Source organism: Streptomyces sp. NPDC087428 (assembly GCF_044744085.1).
Taxonomy (GTDB): domain Bacteria; phylum Actinomycetota; class Actinomycetes; order Streptomycetales; family Streptomycetaceae; genus Streptomyces.
The window spans coordinates 1-20,529 of sequence record NZ_JBIUXR010000032.1; the positions used below are offsets into that span (position 1 = coordinate 1).

Here is a 20,529-nt window from a genome sequence, read left to right on the forward strand (position 1 = left end):
TCGTTCGGTGCGGGTGCATTCGCGTCGTGAGAGCGAGGGCGTGGGTGCGGGGTGGGTGTTGCACGCGGACGGTGTGCTGGGTGCGGGTGCGGGTGGGCCGGTGCCGGCCTTCGACCTCACCGCATGGCCCCCGCCGGGCGCGGTCGCCGTACGGACGGACGACGCCTACGAGCTGCTCCACCAGCAGGGTTACGTCTACGGCCCCGTCTTCCGCGGACTCAAGGCCGTGTGGCGGCGTGGCGACGACGTCTTCGCCGAGGTCGAGCTGCCCGAGCAGGCACACGGGGACGCCGAGCGGTTCGGTCTGCACCCCGCCCTGCTCGACGCCACCATGCACGCCCTGGGAGTCGGCGAGGGCGTCACGGGCGACGAGCCGACCGAGCTCCCCTTCTCCTGGACGGACGTCTCTCTGCACGCCGCCGGTGCCCGCTCGCTGCGGGTTCGGCTCTCCCCTCAGGGCGTCAACAGCCTCTCGCTGAGCCTGGCGGACCAGGACGGCGCCCCTGTGGCCACGGTCGGCGGACTCATGTTCCGTCCGGTGTCGGTGGAGCAGTTGAGTGGTGTGGGTGTGGGTGGTGGGTTGCATGAGGTGGTGTGGCGGCCGTTGGTGTCGGCTGGTGTGGTGGAGGGTGTGGGTGTGTCGGGTGGGGTGGTGTTTGAGGTGCCGTCGGTGGGTGTGGGTGTGGGTGTGGATCCGGTGGTGGGTGTGCGGTCGGTGTTGGGTGGGGTGCTGGACAGGGTGAAGGGGTGGCTGGCTGATGAGGGTGAGGGTGTTGAGGGTGGGGGTCCGTTGGTGGTGGTGACGCGTGGTGGTGTGTCGGTGGGTGTGGGGGATGGGGTGGATGTGTGTGTGGCGCCGGTGTGGGGGTTGGTGCGGGCGGCGCAGGCGGAGAATCCGGGGCGGATTGTGTTGGTTGATGTGGATGCTTCGGGTGGGGTGTTTGGGGATGTTGCGGGTGTGGTGCTGGCTTCGGGTGAGCCGGAGGTGGCGGTGCGTGGGGGTGTGGTGCTGGTTCCGCGTCTGGTGGAGGTGCCGGCAGGTGCGGGTGGTGCCGTGGACGGGGTGCCGGGGGTTGTGGGCGATGGTGTGGTGTTGGTGACGGGTGGGACGGGTGGTTTGGGTGGTTTGGTGGCGCGGCATTTGGTGGAGGTGCATGGGGTGCGGCGTCTGGTGCTGGCGGGGCGTCGGGGGTCGGATGCTCCTGGGGTTGGTGTGTTGGTGGGGGAGTTGGAGGGGTTGGGGGCTGAGGTGTCTGTGGTGGCGTGTGATGTGTCGGACCGTGGTGCGGTGGCGGGGCTGGTGGAGGGTGTGGGGGCTGGGTTGGTGGGTGTGGTGCATGCGGCTGGTGCGGGTGACAACGGGTTGGTGGGGTCGATGGACGGGGCTCGGCTGGATCGGGTGTTGGGTGCGAAGGCTGATGGGGCTTGGTATTTGCACGAGCTGACGCGGGATCTCGGGTTGGCGTTCTTCGTGTTGTTCTCGTCGGCGGGTGGTTCTGTGCTGGCGGCGGGGCAGGCGAATTACGCGGCGGCGAACGTGTTCCTGGACGCGCTCGCGGTACACCGCCATGCGGAGGGTCTCCCGGCCACCTCACTCGCCTACGGGCTCTGGGACGTCGCCACCGGCCTGACCGAGGCCATCGACGACGACGCCCGCCTCATGGCGGCACGCGGCCTGCCCGCCCTCGCCCCGGCCGACGCACTCCGCCTGTTCGACGCCGGCCTGCGCTCCGGCCGGGCGGCACTGGTGCCGCTCGCCGTCGACGTACCGACCCTGAAGGCGCACCCCGGCGCACTGCACGCCCTCCTGCGGGACATGGTCCCCGCCGAGGCCGCGCCCGTGGTCCGCACCCGCACGAAGGGGGCCGGCCCCGCCGCGCTGATCGCCCGTCTCGCCGGGCTGGGCACCGAGGACCGCGAACGGGCCCTGCTGGACCTGGTCCGCGGTCACGCCGCCGCCGTTCTGGGCCACGCGGGCGCCGAAGCGGTCCCGGCCGAACGCGGCTTCCTCGACAGCGGATTCGACTCGCTGACGGCGCTGGAACTCAGGAACCGGCTGGGCGAGGTGACCGGCTGCCGGCTGGCGCCGACGCTGATCTTCGACTACCCCTCGGCCACCGAGCTCGCCACGCACCTGCGGCAGACGCTCTTCGGCGAGGACACCCCCGCCGATGACCTCAGCGCGGCCACCGCGGACGAGCTGTTCGACCTGCTCGACGGCGACATGTTCGGCAGCGAGGCGTAGGACAACCTCCCGGCAGGTCTTGCGGGTCATGGCACAAGGGGTTCATATGAGCACCGACCGGAGACGAGGAGCGAGTGTGCTGAACCGGATAGTCGTCGTGGGTGCGGCGGCCGCAGGACTGACCGCGGTGGAGACGCTGCGCGCCAAGGGCTACGAGGGCGGGCTGACCCTCGTCGGCGACGAGGTCCATCCGCCCTACGACCGGCCGCCCCTCTCCAAGGAGTTGCTGAGCGAGGGGTGGGAACCCCCGAGCACCTGGCTGCGCAAGGAGGACGCGCTGGCCGCCGTCGACGCCGACCTGCGCCTCGGCTGCCGGGCCACCGGCCTCGACCCGGTGGCCCGGACCGTCACCCTCGACACCGGCGAACGGCTGCCCTACGACGCGGCGATCATCGCGACCGGCCTCCGGCCGCGCACGCTGCCGTACGGGGACGGCCTGCGGGGCGTTCATGTCCTGCGTTCGCTGGACGACGCCGTCCGCCTCCGCGAGGCGCTCGCGGCAGGCCCCAGGGTGGCGGTGATCGGCGCGGGATTCCTCGGCGCGGAGATCGCCGCCACGGCGCGCGGCGCCGGGCTCGACGTGACGCTGATCGACACGAACGCCCAGCCTCTTGAGCGCCAGGTCGGTGCCGGGATCGGTGAGCTCGTGGCCGGTATGCACCGCGAGCACGGGGTGCGGCTCGTGCTCGGCGCCGATGTCGTGGGGATGGCCCAGGACGGCGGCAGCGTGCGCGGGGTCCGGCTGGCGGACGGCACCACCGTCGATGCCGACCTGGTCGTCGTCGCGATCGGCTCGGTGCCCGCCGTGGACTGGCTCGCCGGTTCCGGACTGGCCCTGGGGGACGGGGTCCTGTGCGATGCCCACTGCCGGGCCGCCCCCGGGGTGTGGGCGGCGGGCGACGTCGCCAACTGGCCCCACCCGATGGTGGCCGGGGCCCGGGTCAGGCTCGAACAGCGGACCAACGCCGCCCAGCAGGCCATGGCGGTCGTCTCCAACCTGCTGGCCGGCGAGGCGGGCGGGCAGCCGTACGCCCCCGTGCCCTTCGGCTGGACCCATCAGTTCGGGGAGAAGATCCAGACGATCGGCTGGTGCCCCCCTGACGCACGGACGGAGATCATCAGCGGGTCCACCGCGGACCGGGAGTTCGTCGCCGCGTACCACCGCGACGGAATCCTCGTCGGCGCGCTGGGCTGGAACAGTGCGCGCGGCCTGCGGCAGTGCCGGCTCCTGCTCGGCCGGCCGTCGACGGAGCTGGCCGCCACGGTGCCGGCACCGGCCCCCGCACCGACGTCCGTCTGACGGCGAAACCAACCGATTCAGGGGGCGGCGCGCGAGCCCGCCCCTTCCTTCACTTTCACCGAGAGCGGTGTCGTACCGTCTCCCCACCTCGGTGTCACACCGGCTCCGCGTACCGCGGACCCGAGGCGTATACGATGCTCTATGCGTGCGTGATACGCATGGGAAGGCTTCCGATGAAGGCAGGCACGAGATGACTACTGGCGAGGGAAAGAGCACGGAAGGCGTCGGCCTGCCGAACAGCATCGCGGTGCTCTGGGAACTGCGGAACAGGGAACAGCGCACCGCGCGCACCGGCCTGAGCGTCGAGCGCATCGTGACGGCCGCCATCGCGTCGGCGGACGCCGACGGCCTGGCCGGGCTGTCCATGTCCCGGGTCGCCAAGAGCCTCGACTTCGGCACCATGTCGCTGTACCGCCACGTGTCGAGCAAAGACGAGCTGCGGCAGCTGATGCTGGACATGGCCTACGGCACCCCGCCCCGTATCGAAACGGCGGCGGGGGACTGGCGGGACGGTCTGGAGCAGTGGGCCCGCGCCTTCCAGGAGGTCTTCCACCGGCACCCGTGGATGCTCCAGATCTCGGTCAGCGGACCGCCCCTGGAGCCGGGTCAGCTCAGCTGGCTGGAGTGCGGCCTGCGCACCCTGGGCGACACCGCGCTGCGGCCGGACGAGAAGCTCTCCGTGATGATGCTGATGATCGGCTACGTGCGCAACAACGTGCAGATGTCGCTCGGTGTCGTCACCGAGGGCATCAGCGAGGAAGACCTGATGGCCAACTACGGCCGCGCGCTGGCCAAGTACGCCGACTCCTCGTCGTTCCCCGCCCTCGCCGAACTGCTGGAGGCCGGGGCGTTCGACGAGCCCGAGGACGACTTCACCTTCGGGCTCCAGCGGGTCCTGGACGGGGTCGAGGTGCTGGTCCGTATCCGCAACGGCGAGAAGCCGCTCACCTGACGGCCGCGTCGGCCGGTCCTGTCACGGGACCGGCCGACGCGACCGCGGGAGCTGCCTGCCGTACGGCATGCGGAAGGGGGCTGGTTCCCCACCCGACCGGGTGGGGAACCAGCCCCCTTCCGCTTCCTCCGCGTCCGGCGCCTCAGCTCGCGGCGGGCTCCATGCGTCCCGCGGCGGGGACGGTCGCCGGTGCGTCCAGGTCGTACGGGTCGATCGGCTCGCCCGTCTCGATCGGCACCTTGCGCAGGAGCACGGCGACGATCAGGGCCACCACGACCATGGCGGCGGCTCCGGAGAGCGCGGCCACCTGGAGGCCGTGGGTGAAGGCCTCGCGGCTGGTGGCGAGCAGTTCGGAACCGATCGCGGCCGGCTGCTGGGCCGCGACGGTGGCGGCACCGCCGATGGTGTTGCGCGCCGCGCCCAGCGCCTCGCCGCCGAGACCGGTCGGGTTCACCGCGTTCATGTCATGGCGGTAGATGGCGGAGCCGATGCTGCCGATGACCGCGAAGCCGAACGCGCTGCCGAACTCGGTGAACGTCTCCGAGGTGGCCGTGGAGGAACCGGCGTGCTCCTTCGGCGCGGAGGTGACGACGATCTCCGCCGTGAGCGTCTTCGAGGCCGTCATGCCGGCCGCCATCAGCCCCACGCCCACCAGCAGGACGGCGACGTTCGACTCCACCGTGAGGCGGCTCAGCACGCCGAAGCCGACGGCCATCACCAGTATCCCGCTGGAGACCAGGTACACCGGCTTGACCTTGCGGGACAGGGCCGACACGAGGCCGACCGCGATCCCGATCGCCGGCATCACGGCCATGGACCACAGGGCCGCCCGGAACGGCGTCATGCCCAGCACCATCTGGAGGAACTGGTTGGTGAGGATGCTGACGCCCATGAACGAGAACATCACCATCAGGTTGGTGATGATCGCGCCGGTGAAGCCGCCGTAGCGGAACAGCGAGATGTCGATGAGCGGGTGCGACGTCATGCGCTGGCGCTGCACGAAGGCGATGAGCAGGACGAGGCCGACGGCGGCCCAGATCGCGGGATCGCGGGACCAGCCGTCGACGGCCAGCTCCTTGAGGCCGTAGATGAACGGCATGATGCCCGCGACGGAGAGGAACGCGCCGAGCACGTCCAGCTTGCCGCGCGAGGAGTCGCGCCGCTCCGGCAGCAGGATCGGGGCCAGGATCAGCACCAGCACCATCACCGGGGTGTTGATCATGAAGACCGAGCCCCACCAGAAGTTGTTCAGCAGCAGACCGCCCACGACCGGGCCGATGGCCGCACCGGTGGCGAGGGTGCCGCTCCAGGCGGCGATGGCCGACTTGCGCTGCTTTGAATCGTGGAACATGTTGCGGATCAGGGCCAGCGAGGTCGGCGTCAGCGTCGCGGCGCCGAGCCCCAGCAGGGCGCGCGAGCCGATGAGCATCTCGGGGCTGTCGGCCGTCGCGGCGAGCGCGGACGCGACACCGAAGACCAGGGCGCCGATGATGAGGAGCTTCCGCCGTCCGAAGCGGTCACCCACCCAGCCCATCGTGATCAGCGCACCGGCCAGCACGAAGCTGTAGATGTCCATGATCCACAGCAGCTGGGTGGCGCTCGGCTTCAGCGACTCGCTGATGGGCGTGATCGCGAAGCCGAGTACCGAGATGTCAATGGCGATCAGCAGGGTGACCAGGACGATCACCACGAGGCCGAGCCATTCCTTGAGCCCCGCCCGGGGCTTGATTTCTGTCATGGCAAACGTCCATGCCTTCCTGCGTCATGACCCTGAGTACGTAACACGCTGAGCGTATCAGGTACGCGTCAGCGTGTCGCGTACCCATCGGCGGTGGGCCGAGGCTCCCGAGCCCCGCCCCACAGCGGTTTTCAGTGCGTTCGGGCAAGCAGTTCCTGCGCCCGGCGCAGCAGCGCCCGGCGGTCGATCTTCCGGTTGGTGTTGAGCGGAAATTCCGCGATGTGGAAGAAGTGCTGGGGGAGGACGGCCCGGGGGAGCGTGCGGTTCAGCTCGCGGGCCAGGACGACCGGCGGCACGCGCTCCCCGGTGTGGAAAGCGGCCAGCGTGATCCCCTGCTCGGAGGGCATCGCCACCGCGACACCGTCCTCCACCCCCGGGCACCGGCGCAGCGCCTCATCGATCTCCGCCAGCTCGACCCGTACACCACGCACCTGCACCTGCTGGTCCAGCCGGCCGAGGTAGAGCAACTGCCCGTCCTCGCCCAGCCGGATCCGGTCGCCCGTCCGGTAGTAGCGCACCCCGTCCCGGTCGAGGAACCGGCCCGCGTCATCCGCCGGGTCCAGGTACCCGGCGGTGAGCTGGGGGCCGGCGACACACAACTCGCCCTCCGACGCGTCCGGTTCGCCATCGGCGCCGAGCAGCATCCACGCGTGCCCCGCGTGGACCGGCCCGATCGGGACGACCCCCGCGACCGCGATCCGCGGCGACGTCTCACGCGACCAGCGGTGCCGGGTGATGGTGATGGTCAGCTCGGTGGGCCCGTAGAGGTTCTCGACGGCGGAGCCCGGCGCCGCGTGCTGCCAGTCCGTCACGTCCTGGCACGTCACCGCCTCGCCCGCGAAGAAACTCCAGCGCAGCGACGGCAGCGCGCCCCCGGTGAGCTGGCCGGTGCGCCGGATCAGGCTGATCACGCTGGGGGTGGAGAACCAGACGGTGATGCCCTGCTCGGCGACGAAACCGGGGAGGTTCCGGTAGGCGCCCGCCGGAACGGGCACCAGCGCGGCGCCGGCGCCCCACGCGCAGAACAGGTCGAACATCGCGCAGTCGAAGTTCAGATCGAAGTTCTGCGAGAACACGTCGTGCGGACCGAAGTCGTACCGCGCGTCGAGCAGGCCGAAATAGTGGGCGCCGTTGGCATGCGTGACCGGCACACCCTTCGGCCGGCCCGTGGAACCCGAGGTGAAGAGCACATACGCGGTGTCACCGGGTGCGACCGGCCGGGGGTGCGCCAGGCGCGCCGCCGGATCCGGCACGATCCTCCCCTCGGCGCCGTCCGCGGCCGCCCCGTCCAGCAGGGCGGGAAGCCCCACGCCCTCCGCGCGCAGCTTCTCCAGCACCGTGGCCGCCTCCGCGTCCACGATCAACGCCTCCACCCCCGCCGCTTCGAGCATCTGGAGGGTACGGAGCACGGGGAAGGAAGGCTGCAACGGAACCATCGGCACCCCGGTGAACAGGCAGGCCAGGATGCCCGTGTACGCGTCGACGCCCTTGCCGGCGAGCACCCCCACCGCGGCCGGACGCTCCGGCAGCGCGGCCAGCAGCGAGCCCGCCCAGACCAGCGCCCGGTCGTACAGCTCCCGGTACGTCAGCGTGGCATCGCCGACGCGGATCGCCACCCCGTGCGGGGACCGCGCGAGCCCGCGCAGGAAACGGTCATAGAGGGCGTGGGCCGATGTCTGGTCCATGAGTGTTCCCCGGGTGACGGTGGACGGATGAGGTGGAGCGGTGCTCGATGCCCGCGAGGACGCGCGACGACCGGCCGGCCGCCGGGACGGACTCGGGCGCACCGGGGCGCGGCGCCGGGCCCGCGATCCGCAGGAGGACCTCGGTGAGGTCGGCCCAGGACCGGCCGGCCGGCGCGTGGTGCAGGACGACCCGGGGATTCCTCGCGAGCCACTCCCGTACGTCACGGGAACGCGCCGCACCCTTCCCGTCCAGCAGCACGTGCAGCCTCGGGTAGGGATGGGCCTGGGTGACCGCGTCCAGGAGATTCAGGAAGGTGGCCGGTGCGGAGGCCCGGTCCGCCCCCGGGCGGGGCCGGTCGAGCAACAGGGGCCTGGGCCGCTCCTCGGGCCGGTGCCCCGTCCGGCCGTCCGCCCGCAGGACCACGGCGTTCCACGGCGACACGCGGCAGACCCCGACGACACCACGATGGGCGCCGGGCGGCAGGGGCGGCTCGGCGGGCAGTTGGAAGGACTCCGGGCGATGCGGCTGCACCCCCCACCTCCGCCACACCCGCGAAACCGTGGAGTGGGCGATCCCCAACTCGCCCGCGAGCAGCCGCGACGACCAGTACGGCGCCCGCAACCGGGCCGGCGGCGTACCGCCGTCGCAGAGCGTGGCGACGAGCACCGCCACCTCGTCCACCGTCGCGGGACGCCCCGGCCGGGGCAGATCACCCAGGGCCGCGATACCCGACTCGGCATACCGCGAACGCCACTTGAGGACAGTCGGACGGGACACCCGCAGCAGGGCGGCGACCTCCGTGTTCGAGGCACCCCCCGCGGCGAGCAGCACGATCCGCGCCCGCCGCACGAGCCCGGCCGGCGCCGTCGACATACGGGTCAGCGCTTCCAGCCGGGCCCGGTCGCCCTCGTTCAGACGCAGGGCCGGGACGCTACGCATGTCCGGCCCTCAGCGCAGACGTTGCAGTGAGTTCCAGAGAACGTCCGGGTTCTCGAATATCTCCAGGGACAGGGCCTCGTCGCGGAAATGCACCTCATACGTGGATTCGAGGCCCGCGAGCAGCTCGATCATCCCCAGTGAGTCGAGACCGAAATCGCGCAGTTTCATGTCCCCGGTGATCGGCTCGTCCGGCGGAAGGAAGGACAACTGCTTCCGAAGGAGAATGTCGAACTGCTCATCCCACATGATGACTCCGGTTTCAGGCGCGAAGGGGTGAATGGTTGTTCCGGGCTCGCCGGACCGCACCGGTACCGCGGCACGAATCCCGCCTGCGGACAACGACGGATGGACGGAGACCGAAGGATGGAGACCGAAGGGACCGCCCGAACGCCGGCCGTGCGGAAACGAATGAACGGGACCGGAACGGAGCCGGGAAAACAGTCGGCCGCCCACCTGCCCGGCAAGACGGGGTACCGGCCCCCGACGCTAGCCCCGGCGGGCCCGAACCAGTACCCCTACCCGCCCCTATGAAAACGCCGCACCGAAGCCGTCCGCGCCGGTGAGCACAGCACCGCCCGTCCATGGGCACACCCTCCGCCGCAGGTGGGAACAGCCGGGCGGCACCCCGTGCGGCGCGCCCCGCCCGCCGGGGCCGATCCGCGATCCCGCCCCGGCTCTGGGGTCGCCGGGGTGGGGCAGGGGCCGGATTGTGGGGACCCCGGACACGACTAAGGGGTGGGCAAACATGCCCGCCGAGACGTAATTTTCGACCGGTCCCACTCTTCTCTTTCGCTGTATTCCGCCAACTGCGCGGGTCCGCGGTCCGCTGAACGTCATGACACAGGAGGGCATGCTCGGTGAGTAACGAGGAAAAACTTCTCGAGTATCTGCGCCGGGCGACAGCCGACTTGCGGGACATGCGCAAGAGGCTGGCAGCCGCGGAACGCAAGTCCAGTGGCGAGCCGATCGCGATTGTCGGGATGGCGTGCCGTTATCCGGGTGGGGTGGGTTCTCCGGACGATCTGTGGGATTTGGTGGTGGAGGGCCGGGACGGTGTGTCGGGTTTTCCGGTGGATCGTGGGTGGGATGTGGAGGGGCTTTACGATCCGGAGCCGGGGAAGCCGAATCGTACGGTGACGCGTGAGGGGGGTTTCCTGTATGACGCGGCTGATTTCGATGCCGGGGTGTTCGGGATCTCTCCGCGTGAGGCGTTGGGGATGGATCCGCAGCAGCGGTTGCTGCTGGAGGCGTCCTGGGAGGCGGTGGAGAGTGCGGGGATCGATCCCCTCTCCCTGAAGGGCAGCCGGACCGGCGTCTTCGCCGGCCTGATGTACCACGACTACGCACTGGGCACCGAGGCCGCCGCGACGACCGGCGGCAGCCTGGTCTCGGGCCGCGTCTCCTACACCCTCGGCCTCGAAGGCCCGTCGGTCACGGTCGACACCGCGTGCTCGTCGTCCCTGGTGGCCCTGCACCTGGGCGCCCAGGCGCTGCGGTCCGACGAGTGCTCGATGGCGCTGGTCGGCGGCGTGACGGTGATGACGACGCCCGACATGTTCCTCTACTTCAGCCACCAGCGGGGCATGGCGAAGGACGGCCGCTGCAAGTCCTTCGCCGCCGACGCGGACGGCACGGGCTGCTCGGAGGGCGTCGGCGTCCTCATGCTGGAACGACTCTCCGACGCCCAGCGCAACGGACACCCCGTACTCGCCGTGGTCCGCGGAAGCGCCATCAACCAGGACGGCGCCTCCAGCAGCATGACGGCTCCGAACGGCCCCTCCCAGCAACGCGTGATCCGCGCCGCCCTGGAAGGCGCGGGGCTGACCACCACGGACGTGGACCTGGTGGAGGCGCACGGCACGGGCACCCGGCTGGGCGACCCGATCGAGGCGCAGGCGTTGCTCGCTACGTATGGGCAGGGACGGGCGGAGGACGATCCGCTGTGGCTGGGCTCGTTGAAGTCGAACCTGGGCCACACCCAGGCAGCCGCCGGCGTGGGTGGTGTGATCAAGGCGGTACAGGCGATCCGGCACGGCGTGATGCCGAGGACGTTGCATGTGGATGTGCCGACAACGCAGGTGGACTGGGCTGCGGGCGCGGTGGAGTTGTTGACGGAGTCGCGGGTGTGGCCGGGGCGGGACCGTCCGCGTCGTGCTGGGGTGTCGTCGTTCGGGCTGAGTGGGACGAATGCGCATGTGATCGTGGAGCAGGCACCGGTGGCGGAGGCTCCGGCGACGGACTCCTCGATCGATCTGCCGGTGGTGCCGGTGGTGTTGTCGGCGCGGAGTGAGGCGGGGCTGTCGGGACAGGCGGCGAAGCTGCTGTCCAAGGTCGCCGGGTCTGCTTCATCGCTGGTGGATGTGGGTTTCTCGTCGGTGGTGTCGCGTGCGGTGCTGGAGCACCGTGCGGTGGTGGCGGCGTCGGACCGTGAGGAGCTGGTACGGGGCCTGACCGCTCTCGTTGAGGGCGAGGCATCGGCCTCGGTGGTACGGGGATCGGTGCGGCCGGCGGGCAAGGTCGCGTTCCTGTTCACCGGCCAGGGTGCGCAGCGGCTGGGGATGGGCCGGGAGCTGTATGAGGCGTTCCCGGTGTTCGCGGAGGCGTTCGACGCGGTGCTGGTGGAGCTGGACGCCCGGCTGGGGCGTTCGTTGCGTGAGGTGGTGTGGGGTGAGGACGTTGGCCTGTTGAACGGGACGATGTTCGCCCAGGCCGGGCTGTTTGCGGTGGAGACGGCCCTGTTCCGTCTGGTGGAGTCGTGGGGCGTGCGTCCGGACTTCCTGGTGGGTCATTCGGTGGGTGAGATCGCTGCGGCGCACGTCTCAGGTGTGTTGTCGCTGCCGGACGCGGCTGAACTCGTCGTGGCACGTGGCCGGTTGATGCAAGCGCTTCCCGCCGGTGGGTCGATGGTGGCGGTGGAGGCGACGGAGGCCGAGGTGCTTCCGCTGCTGAGCGGCGAGGTGGGGATCGCGGCCGTCAACGGGCCGCGTTCTGTGGTGGTTTCGGGTGTGGAGAGTGCGGTTGCTGATCTGGCGGGGAAGTTCGCCGGACAGGGCCGTAGGACCAGCGTGCTGCGCGTCTCACACGCCTTCCACTCGCCTCTGATGGAGCCCATGTTGGCGAAGTTCGGGGCGGTGGTGGCCGGGCTGTCGTTCGGCGCCGCGTCGATCCCTGTGGTGTCGGGCGTGTCCGGGGATCTGGCGGAGAGCTGGGGTTCGGCGGAGTACTGGGTGCGCCACGTCCGGGAGGCGGTGCGGTTCGCGGACGCGGTGTCGTTCGTCGTTGCTCAGGGCGTCACGTCTTACGTCGAGCTGGGTCCGGACGGTGTGCTGAGCGGGATGGCGCAGCAGTCGGTGGACGCGGAGTCGGCGCTGTTCGTTTCGCTGGTGCGGAAGGGCCGTCCCGAGGTGGCAACGGCTGTCGGGGCGCTGGGTCAGCTGCATGTGGCCGGCGTTTCCGTGGACTGGGCCCGGTACTTCGAGGGGACGGGGGCTCGGCGCGTCGATCTGCCGACGTACGCCTTCCAGCGCGAGCGGTACTGGATGGAAGCGGAACTCGGCGGCAACGACCCCGGCTCGCTCGGCCTGGGCACGACCGACCACCCACTCCTCGGCGCAGCCGTCACTCTTCCCGGCACGGACGGGCCCGTGCTGACAGGACGGCTCTCCCTCGACAGCCAGCCGTGGCTTGCCGACCACCGCATGGGCGCGTCCGTCCTGTTCCCCGGCGCGGGCCTGGTCGAACTGGCGCTCTGCGCCGGGGCGCAGGTCGGCTGCGACCTCCTCGACGAGCTGACCCTCCAGGCGCCCCTGGTACTGCCGCCCCGCGGCGGCGTCCAGGTCCGGGTCCGGGTAGGGGCCGACGACGGCACCGGCGCCAGGACCGTCACCGTGCACGCACGGGACGAGGACGACGAAGCGGGCGACACACCGTGGACCCTGCACGCCGACGGTGTACTCCTCCCGGACACGCCGGCCCCCGCATTCGACGCCACCAACTGGCCCCCCGAGGGCGCGTCCCCGGTCGAACTGGGCGACGTGTACGCCGAGTTGTCCGGGCAGGGCTACGGCTACGGGCCCGCGTTCCAGGGGCTCGACGCGGCCTGGCGGCGCGACGGCGAGATCTTCGCCGAGGTGGCCCTGCCGGACGTGGCGGCCTCCGACGCCGCGCGGTACGGTCTGCACCCCGCCCTGCTCGACGCCGCGCTGCACGCCTCACTCCTCGACGGCTCCGACACGACGCCCGGCGACGAGGGAACGGCGCGGCTCCCCTTCGCGTGGAGCGGCGTTCGGCTCCACGCCACGGGCGCGGCCCGGCTCCGCGTGAGGATCGCACCGTCGGGTCCCGACAGCATCACCGTGGACGGCGCGGACACGGACGGACGCCCCGTGTTCACCGTGGGCGCCCTCATCACCCGGCCGGTGGCCGTCGCGGCGACGGCGGGGACGACGCAGCGCGGTTCCCTGCACTCCGTGCGATGGACCCCGCTCACGATGACCCCCGCCCCCGTCGCACCCGCCCCCTCCGCCGTGAACTGGGACGACCGGGGCCACGGCTCCCTGCCCGAGGCCGCCGTCCTCGTCTGGGAATGCCCGCCGCCCGTCGATGACATGGTGGCCGGGGCCCACGAACTGACGGCCCGCGCCCTCGGAGTCGTACAGGAGTGGCTGACGGACGAGCGGTTCGCGGCCGGCAGGCTGCTCGTGGTCACCCGTGGAGCGGTCGCCCTGCCGGGCGAGACGCTCACGCATCCGGCGGCGGCGGCCGTCGCCGGTCTGGTGCGGTCCGCGCAGACGGAGAACCCCGGGCGCATCCTGCTCACCGACATCAACACCGGCGTGCCGCTGGACGTTGCCGCGGTCGCCGCCTCCGGCGAACCCGAGCTCGCGATCCGGGAAACCGGTCTGTGGGCGCCCCGGCTGGTCCGTGTGGACCGCCCCCTCGCGGCCGATGCCCCGTCGCGCTCCCCGTTCGGCGGCGACACGACCGTGCTGGTCACCGGCGGTACGGGCACCCTCGGCGCCCTCGTCGCACGCCACCTCGTCACCGCGCACGGCGTCCGGCGGCTGGTGCTCACCGGCCGCCGCGGGCCCGACGCGCCGGGAGCCGCCGAGCTCCGCGCCGAGCTGGCGGGCCTCGGCGCCGACGTCACCGTCGCCGCGTGCGACCTCGCCGACCGGGAGGACGCCCAGGCCCTGCTGAGCGCGCATCCGCCGACCGCCGTCGTCCACTGCGCGGGGGTGCTGGACGACGCCACCCTCGGCTCGCTCACCCCCGACCGGCTGGCCCGCGTACTGAGGCCGAAGATCGACGCGGCCTGGAACCTCCACGAACTGACGGCCGGCCTGGACCTGTCCGCGTTCGTCCTCTTCTCGTCCGTGGCAGGGGTCCTCGGCAACCCGGGGCAGGCCAACTACGCGGCCGGCAACGCCTTCCTGGACGCCCTCGCCGTCCTGCGGCAGGGGCTCGGCCTGTCCGGGCAGTCCCTCGCGTGGGGTCTGTGGGCCGACGGCGACGGCATGGCGAGCGCGCTGGACGCCACCGACCTGCGGCGCATGAGCCGCTCCGGGGTGGAACCCCTCGCCCCGGCCCACGCCCTGGCCCTGCTGGACGAGGCCGGGCAGTCGGACGAGGCACTGCTCGTCCCGGTCCGGCTCGACCTCAGGACCCTGCGCACGGCCGAGCCGCCCTCGCCGATCCTGTCCGGCCTGGTACGCAGAAAGGCCCGCGCGGCCTCCGGCGCACCCGCCCGGCAGCCCCGGTCCGGCCTCGCCGCCCTGGCGCCGAAGGAGCGGTCGCGGGCCCTGCTCGACCTCGTACGGGCCCAGGTGGCCTCCGTACTCGGTCACGGGTCGGCGGCCGACGTGGAACCCGACCGGGCCTTCACCGAGATCGGGTTCGACTCCCTGACCGCGATGGAACTGCGCAACCTGCTGGCCTCCGCGACCGGGCTGCGGCTGCCCGCCACCCTGGTCTTCGACCACCCCAACGCCCGCGCGGTCGCCGCACAGCTGGACACCCTGCTCGGCGGCGACAGCGGCACCGCGGCCACCGGAGCCGCTGTCGCGGCGTCGTCCGCCGACGACGACCCCGTGGTCATCGTCTCCATGGCCTGCCGCTATCCCGGCGGGGTGCGCTCGCCCGAGGACCTGTGGCGGCTCGTCGACGACGGTGTCGACGCCATCACCGAGTTCCCCCGCAACCGGGGCTGGGACCTGGAACGGCTCTACGACCCCGAGTCCACCCGGCCCGGCACCTGCTACGTACGCCACGGTGGATTCCTGCACGACGCCGCCGACTTCGACCCCGGCTTCTTCGGTATCAGCCCGAACGACGCACTGACCACCGACCCGCAGCACCGGCTGCTGCTGGAGGTGGCGTGGGAGGCGATGGAGCGGGCGACGATCGATCCGCTGTCGCTCAAGGGCACCACGACCGGTGTCTTCACCGGCACGATGTACCACGACTACGCGGGCAACAGCGCCGCCGGATCGCTGGGCCCCGGCCGGGTCTCGTACACCTTCGGTCTCGAAGGGCCCTCGATGGCCGTCGACACCGCGTGCTCGTCGTCCCTGGTCGCCCTGCACCTGGCCGCCCAGGCCGTGCGGTCCGGCGAATGCGGGCTGGCCCTGGTCGGCGGTGTGACCGTCATGTCGACCCCCGAGACGTTCATCGAGTTCGCCCGGCAGCGCGGGCTGTCCCGCGACGGCCGGTGCCGCTCGTTCTCGTCGGCCGCCGACGGCGCCGCCTGGTCCGAGGGCGCGGGCATGCTCGTCATCGAACGGCTCTCCGACGCCCGCCGCAACGGGCATCCGGTGCTGGCCGTCCTGCGCGGCAGCGCCGTCAACCAGGACGGTGCCAGCAACGGGCTCATGGCCCCCAACGGCCCGTCCCAGCAGCGCGTCATCCGCCAGGCCCTCGCGAACGCGGGACTCGGGACCGCCGATGTGGACGCCGTCGAGGCCCACGGCACCGGGACCACCCTCGGCGACCCCATCGAGGCGCAGGCCCTGCTCGCCACCTACGGCCAGGACCGGGTCGAGGGCAGGCCGCTCTACCTGGGCTCGATCAAGTCGAACATCGGGCACGCCCAGGCCGCCGCCGGCATCGCCGGGGTGATCAAGATGGTCGAGGCGATGCGGCACGGCGTCCTGCCGAGCTCGCTCCACCTGGACGAGCCCTCGCCCCGGGTCGACTGGGAGACGGGGGACGTCACCCTGCTGACGGCGCCGCGCCCGTGGCCCGCACTCGACCGGCCGCGCCGCGCCGGGATCTCGTCGTTCGGTATCAGCGGCACCAACGCCCACGTCATCATCGAAGCCCCGGAGGCCGCCCACGGATCCGCGGCGGACACTGGTCCCGAGACCACCCCCGGATCCGCGGCGGACACCGGTCCCGAGACCACCCCCGGATCCGCGGCGGGCACCGGTCCCGAGGCCACCCCCGGCGTCACCGAAAGCACCACCACCGCTGCCACCGCTGCCACCGCTGTCGCCACCACCCTGCCGTGGCTGCTGTCGGCCCGCGGGCCCGAGGGCGTCGCCCGGCAGGCCGGGCGGCTGCTGGCCCATCTGGAGTCCGCGCCGGGCGCGAGCACCCTCGACGTGGCCCACTCCCTGGCCACCACCCGCACCTCCCTGGAACAGCGCGCCGCCCTCCTCGTCACCGACCGGGCCCAGGCCCTGCGTGACCTGGCCGTACTCGCGGACGGGGGCTCCACCGCCTCGCTCGTGGTCGCGGAGGACACCGGCCGCCCCGCCGGCGGACCGACCGCCTTCCTCTTCTCCGGCCAGGGCGCCCAGCGCCTCGGCATGGGTGAGCGGCTCCACCGCGCCCACCCCGTCTTCGCGCAGGCCTTCGACGAGGCCGTCGCCGCGCTCGACCGCCACCTCGACCGGCCGCTCGCCGCCGTCATCCGCGAGGACGAAGCCGCGCTGAACCGCACCGGGTACACGCAGGCCGCACTGTTCGCCTTCGAGGTGGCCCAGTTCCGGCTGCTGGAGTCCTGGGGCGTCCACCCGGACTTCCTCGCCGGCCACTCCATCGGGGAACTGGTCGCCGCCCATGTCTGCGGGGCCCTGTCGCTCCCGGACGCCGCCCGGCTGGTCGCCGCACGCGGCCTGCTGATGCAGGCGCTGCCGGAGGGCGGGGCGATGGCCGCGCTGCGGGCGAGCGAGGACGAGGTGGCACCGCTCCTCACCGGCGAGGCCGCCGTCGCCGCCGTCAACGGCCCCGAATCCGTCGTCGTGTCGGGCACCGCGGCCGCCGTACGGGCCGTGACGGACCACTTCGCCGCACTCGGCCGCTCGGCCAAACCGCTGAAGGTATCGCACGCCTTCCACTCGCCGCTGATGGAACCCATGCTGGCCGACTTCGCCCGCGCGGCCGCCGGGATCACGGTGGCGGAGCCGTCCGTCCCGCTCGTCTCCACCCTCACCGGCAGGGTCGTGACCGCCGCCGAACTCGCCGACCCCGCCCACTGGGTCAGGCACGTACGGGAATCCGTACGGTTCGCCGACGCCGTCCGCACCCTGGACGAGGCCGGTGTCACCACGTACCTGGAGATCGGCCCGGACGCGGCGCTGTCCGCCCTCGGCCCCGCCTGCCTGCCCGGGACGACCGCCGCCGCGTTCCTGCCGCTCTCCCGCCGCGGCCGCGACGAGGCGGCGGAACTGGTGGGAGCCCTCGCGCACGCCCATGTCCGTCATGTCCCCATCGCCTGGGCGGAGTTCTTCGCCGGCAGCGGGGCGAGCCGCGTCCAGCTGCCGACGTACGCCTTCCGCCGCGAGGCGTTCTGGGCGCTGCCCGAACGCACCGGCGGCGACCTCACGGCCGCCGGACTCGGCGCGACGGAACACCCGCTGCTCGGCGCGTTCGTCGCCCTCCCCGACGGCGGCGCCCTCCTGACCGGCCGGCTGAACCGTGCCGAACTGCCCTGGCTCGACGATCACGATCTGCTGGGGACTCCCGTCCTGCCCGCCGCCGCCTTCACCGACCTCGCCCTGAGCGCCGGAACGGAGACCGGCTGCCCCCGGCTGGACGAGCTGACCGTGACGGCGCAACTGCCGCTGCCGGCCGGTCCCGGCGCCGCACTGCGGGTCACCGTCGGCGCACCCGCGGACGACGGCCGCCGTACGGTCGACATCCACTCCAGGGCCCAGGGCACGGGGCCGGAGGACGACGACGCGGTCTGGATCCGGCACGCCCACGGCCTCCTCGCCCCGCCCGCCGCCGACCCGGCCGCGGGAACGACCACCGACCCGGCCGCCTGGCCGCCGCCAGGGGCCGCCCCGGTGGACCCGGGCGTTCTCTACGACCGGCTGTTCGCGGCCGGCCACGGTCACGGCGAGGCCTTCCGCACCCTCAACGCCGCATGGCGGCGCGGGGACGAACTCTTCGCCGACGCCGTGCTCGACGAGAACACCGCCCGCGAGCGGTGCGCGCTGCACCCGGCCCTGCTCGACGCCGCCGTCCAGCTGGCCCGCTTCGGGGCCCTGCCCGACGGGACGGAGCCGGCCGGCGACGCGCCACTGAGCCCCGCGACCTGGACAGGCGTCCAGGTGCACCGCGCCGGCGCCACCGCACTGCGGATACGGGTCCGGCCGACCGGCCCGGACCGGGCGGCGTTCGACATCGCGGACGGCGAGGGGCGGCCCGTACTGACGGCCACCGACGTCGCCTGGAAGCCCGTCACCCCTGCCGAACTGACCACCGGCGCACCCGTGGGCGCGCTCTACCGGCTGGAGTGGGCGCCCGCACCCGTCGACATCGCCGACCTCGGAGCCAGGACCGCCGTGCTCGCCGCCGCCGGACCCCTCGACGACCCGCGCACCGGCCTCCCCTTCCCGGCCTTCGACCCGCGCGACCCCGGGGACGGGCCCGCCCCCGACTTCGTCCTGCTGCCCCTGTCCCCGTCCCCGTCCCTGTCCTTGCCGCTGCCGCCTTCCGCCGACGGCGGTGGGGTGCCGGAGGCTGTACGTTCCCACGCCGCCGAAGTCCTCGCTCAAATGCGGGAGTTCCTCCGCCACGCACCGGACGGGGGAGCGACCCGGCTCGTCGTCGTCACCCGGCACGCCGTCGAAGCGGGGGACGCGGCACCGGACATCCGGCACGCCGCCGTGTGGGGGCTCGTCCGGGCGGCACAGAGCGAGCACCCCGGACGGTTCGTCCTCGCCGACGTGGACGGGCTGGACGCCTCGGCGACCGCGCTGCCGGACGCGCTGGCCAACGGCGCCGACGAACTCGCCGTCCGGGGCGGCACCGTACTCGTCCCGCAACTCGCCCCGGCGCCGCCGGCCGGCGACGCGAGCACCCTCCCGCCCGGCGGCACGGTCCTCGTCACCGGCGGGGCCTCCGCGACGGGCACGGCGCTGGTCCGCCACCTCGTCACCGCCCACGGCGCCGGCCGGGTGATCGTCGCCCGCGGCGCCGGCGCACCGGGGGAGACGGACGCGCTCACGGACGGCACCGACGCCGAACTCGTCGTCAGCGACTGCGACCCCGCCGACCGCGACGCGCTCGCCGCCCTGCTGGCCGGGCTCCCCGACGGCCGGCCGCTCACCGCGGTCGTCCACACGGGCGCCGGCGGGGAGAACGCACCGATCGGCGACCGCACCCCGCACCTCCTCGACGAGGCACTGCGCCACCACGCCGACACCGCCTGGAACCTGCACGAACTCACCGCAGGTCACGACCTGTCGGCCTTCGTCCTGCTCACCTCGACCCACGGCCTCGTCCACGGGGCCGGGGCGGCCCACCACGCCGCCGCGCACACCTTCCTCGACGCCCTCGCCCGCCACCGGCACGCCCTCGGCCTCCCCGCCACGGCCGTCGCACTCGCCCCGGCGGACGCCCCCGGCGGCCCCGCGGACGAGCACGGCACACGGGAGTCCGGCACCGGGCTCCTGCCGCTGACAGCTGAGCGCACCACCGCGCTCCTCGACGAGGCGCTGCGCACCCGGACCGCCTCCCTGCTCGCCCTCCACCCCGACCAAGGCACCCTGCGCGCACCGGCGGGCCACCTGCCACCGGTGCTCGGCACACTGGTCCGCACCCCCGGCCGCCCCGGGACCCGTCCGGGCTCCGGCCTCTCCGCCGCCGCCGACCTGCACCGACGCCTCGCCGGACGGGGCGAGGACGAACGGGGCCGCATCCTGCTGGAACTGGTCCGCTCGCACGTCGCGACCCTGCTCGGCCACCCCACCCCCGAAGCGGTCGGCGCCGACCGGGCCTTCCAGGACCTCGGCTTCGACTCACTGGCCGCCGTCGAACTGCGCCGCCGCCTCGGCAGCGCCACCGGCCTCAGCCTCCCCGCCAGCCTCGTCTTCGACCACCCGGACTCCCGGGCCGTCGCCGCCCACCTCACCGGACTGATCGGCGACGGATCCGACGAACAGGACGAGGCGAAGACCCTGTTGGGGATGGTCGACCAGCTCGACGTACTCCTCACCGCCGCACACCCCGACGCCGGGGACCGCCCGCGCATCGCCTCCCGGCTGGAGGCGCTGCTGCGCCACTGGCAGGACACCCACGGCGACGACGGCATCCGCACCGGGCACCAGGACGACGACGCACTCGACTCGGTCACCGACGACGAGCTGTTCGACGTGCTGGACCAGGAGATCGGACTCCTCTAGTACGCCCACCGAGGGGCTCCCGCCCCGTCGCACACA

The 20,529-nt window shown here is 72.7% G+C and carries 8 protein-coding genes; 4 read left to right on the forward strand and 4 right to left on the reverse strand.

The window, feature by feature from the left end:
• The 3 genes from ACIO3R_RS39140 to ACIO3R_RS39150 form a co-directional block, all read left to right on the forward strand.
• Positions 1–2,245: type I polyketide synthase (locus ACIO3R_RS39140; protein ID WP_402111887.1), on the forward strand; the 2,245-nt coding region annotated here is incomplete at its 5' end.
• A gap of 76 nt (positions 2,246–2,321) precedes the next feature.
• Positions 2,322–3,545 (forward strand): NAD(P)/FAD-dependent oxidoreductase, encoded by a 1,224-nt coding sequence (locus tag ACIO3R_RS39145; protein WP_402111889.1) that lies wholly within the window; start codon positions 2,322–2,324, stop codon positions 3,543–3,545.
• Between the two features lie 190 nt (positions 3,546–3,735).
• Positions 3,736–4,497: a TetR/AcrR family transcriptional regulator gene (locus tag ACIO3R_RS39150; RefSeq protein ID WP_385041902.1), complete on the forward strand. Its 762-nt coding sequence runs from the start codon at positions 3,736–3,738 to the stop codon at positions 4,495–4,497.
• Between the two features lie 142 nt (positions 4,498–4,639).
• Here ACIO3R_RS39150 and ACIO3R_RS39155 read toward each other — a convergent pair whose 3' ends face one another.
• The 4 genes from ACIO3R_RS39155 to ACIO3R_RS39170 form a co-directional block, all read right to left on the reverse strand.
• The gene (locus ACIO3R_RS39155; protein ID WP_385036437.1) at positions 4,640–6,235 is read right to left on the reverse strand and encodes an MFS transporter; all 1,596 of its coding nucleotides are present in this window, start codon (positions 6,233–6,235) and stop codon (positions 4,640–4,642) included.
• A gap of 131 nt (positions 6,236–6,366) precedes the next feature.
• The gene (locus ACIO3R_RS39160; protein ID WP_385036438.1) at positions 6,367–7,920 is read right to left on the reverse strand and encodes an AMP-binding protein; all 1,554 of its coding nucleotides are present in this window, start codon (positions 7,918–7,920) and stop codon (positions 6,367–6,369) included.
• Positions 7,889–8,860, reverse strand: a complete 972-nt coding sequence (locus ACIO3R_RS39165) for a helix-turn-helix domain-containing protein (protein ID WP_385036439.1) — start codon at positions 8,858–8,860, stop codon at positions 7,889–7,891. Before ACIO3R_RS39165 ends, ACIO3R_RS39160 begins: the two co-directional genes overlap by 32 nt.
• Positions 8,861–8,869: 9 nt before the next feature.
• A complete protein-coding gene (locus ACIO3R_RS39170) occupies positions 8,870–9,106 on the reverse strand; it encodes an acyl carrier protein (protein ID WP_385036440.1) in 237 nt (78 codons plus the stop codon).
• A 611-nt stretch (positions 9,107–9,717) separates the two neighbouring features.
• Between ACIO3R_RS39170 and ACIO3R_RS39175 the strand changes: the two genes are divergently transcribed.
• Entirely contained in the window at positions 9,718–20,493 is a 10,776-nt protein-coding gene (locus ACIO3R_RS39175) for an SDR family NAD(P)-dependent oxidoreductase (protein WP_402111892.1), read from the forward strand.
• Positions 20,494–20,529: the final 36 nt, after the last annotated feature.

Excerpts from the sequence above, each read along its gene's own strand:
- ACIO3R_RS39170 (WP_385036440.1), bottom strand. The coding sequence starts at position 9,106 with ATGTGGGATGAGCAGTTCGACATTCTCCTTCGGAAGCAGTTGTCCTTC.
- ACIO3R_RS39165 (WP_385036439.1), bottom strand. The coding sequence starts at position 8,860 with ATGCGTAGCGTCCCGGCCCTGCGTCTGAACGAGGGCGACCGGGCCCGG.
- ACIO3R_RS39160 (WP_385036438.1), bottom strand. The coding sequence starts at position 7,920 with ATGGACCAGACATCGGCCCACGCCCTCTATGACCGTTTCCTGCGCGGG.
- ACIO3R_RS39155 (WP_385036437.1), bottom strand. The coding sequence starts at position 6,235 with ATGACAGAAATCAAGCCCCGGGCGGGGCTCAAGGAATGGCTCGGCCTC.
- ACIO3R_RS39150 (WP_385041902.1), top strand. The coding sequence starts at position 3,736 with ATGACTACTGGCGAGGGAAAGAGCACGGAAGGCGTCGGCCTGCCGAAC.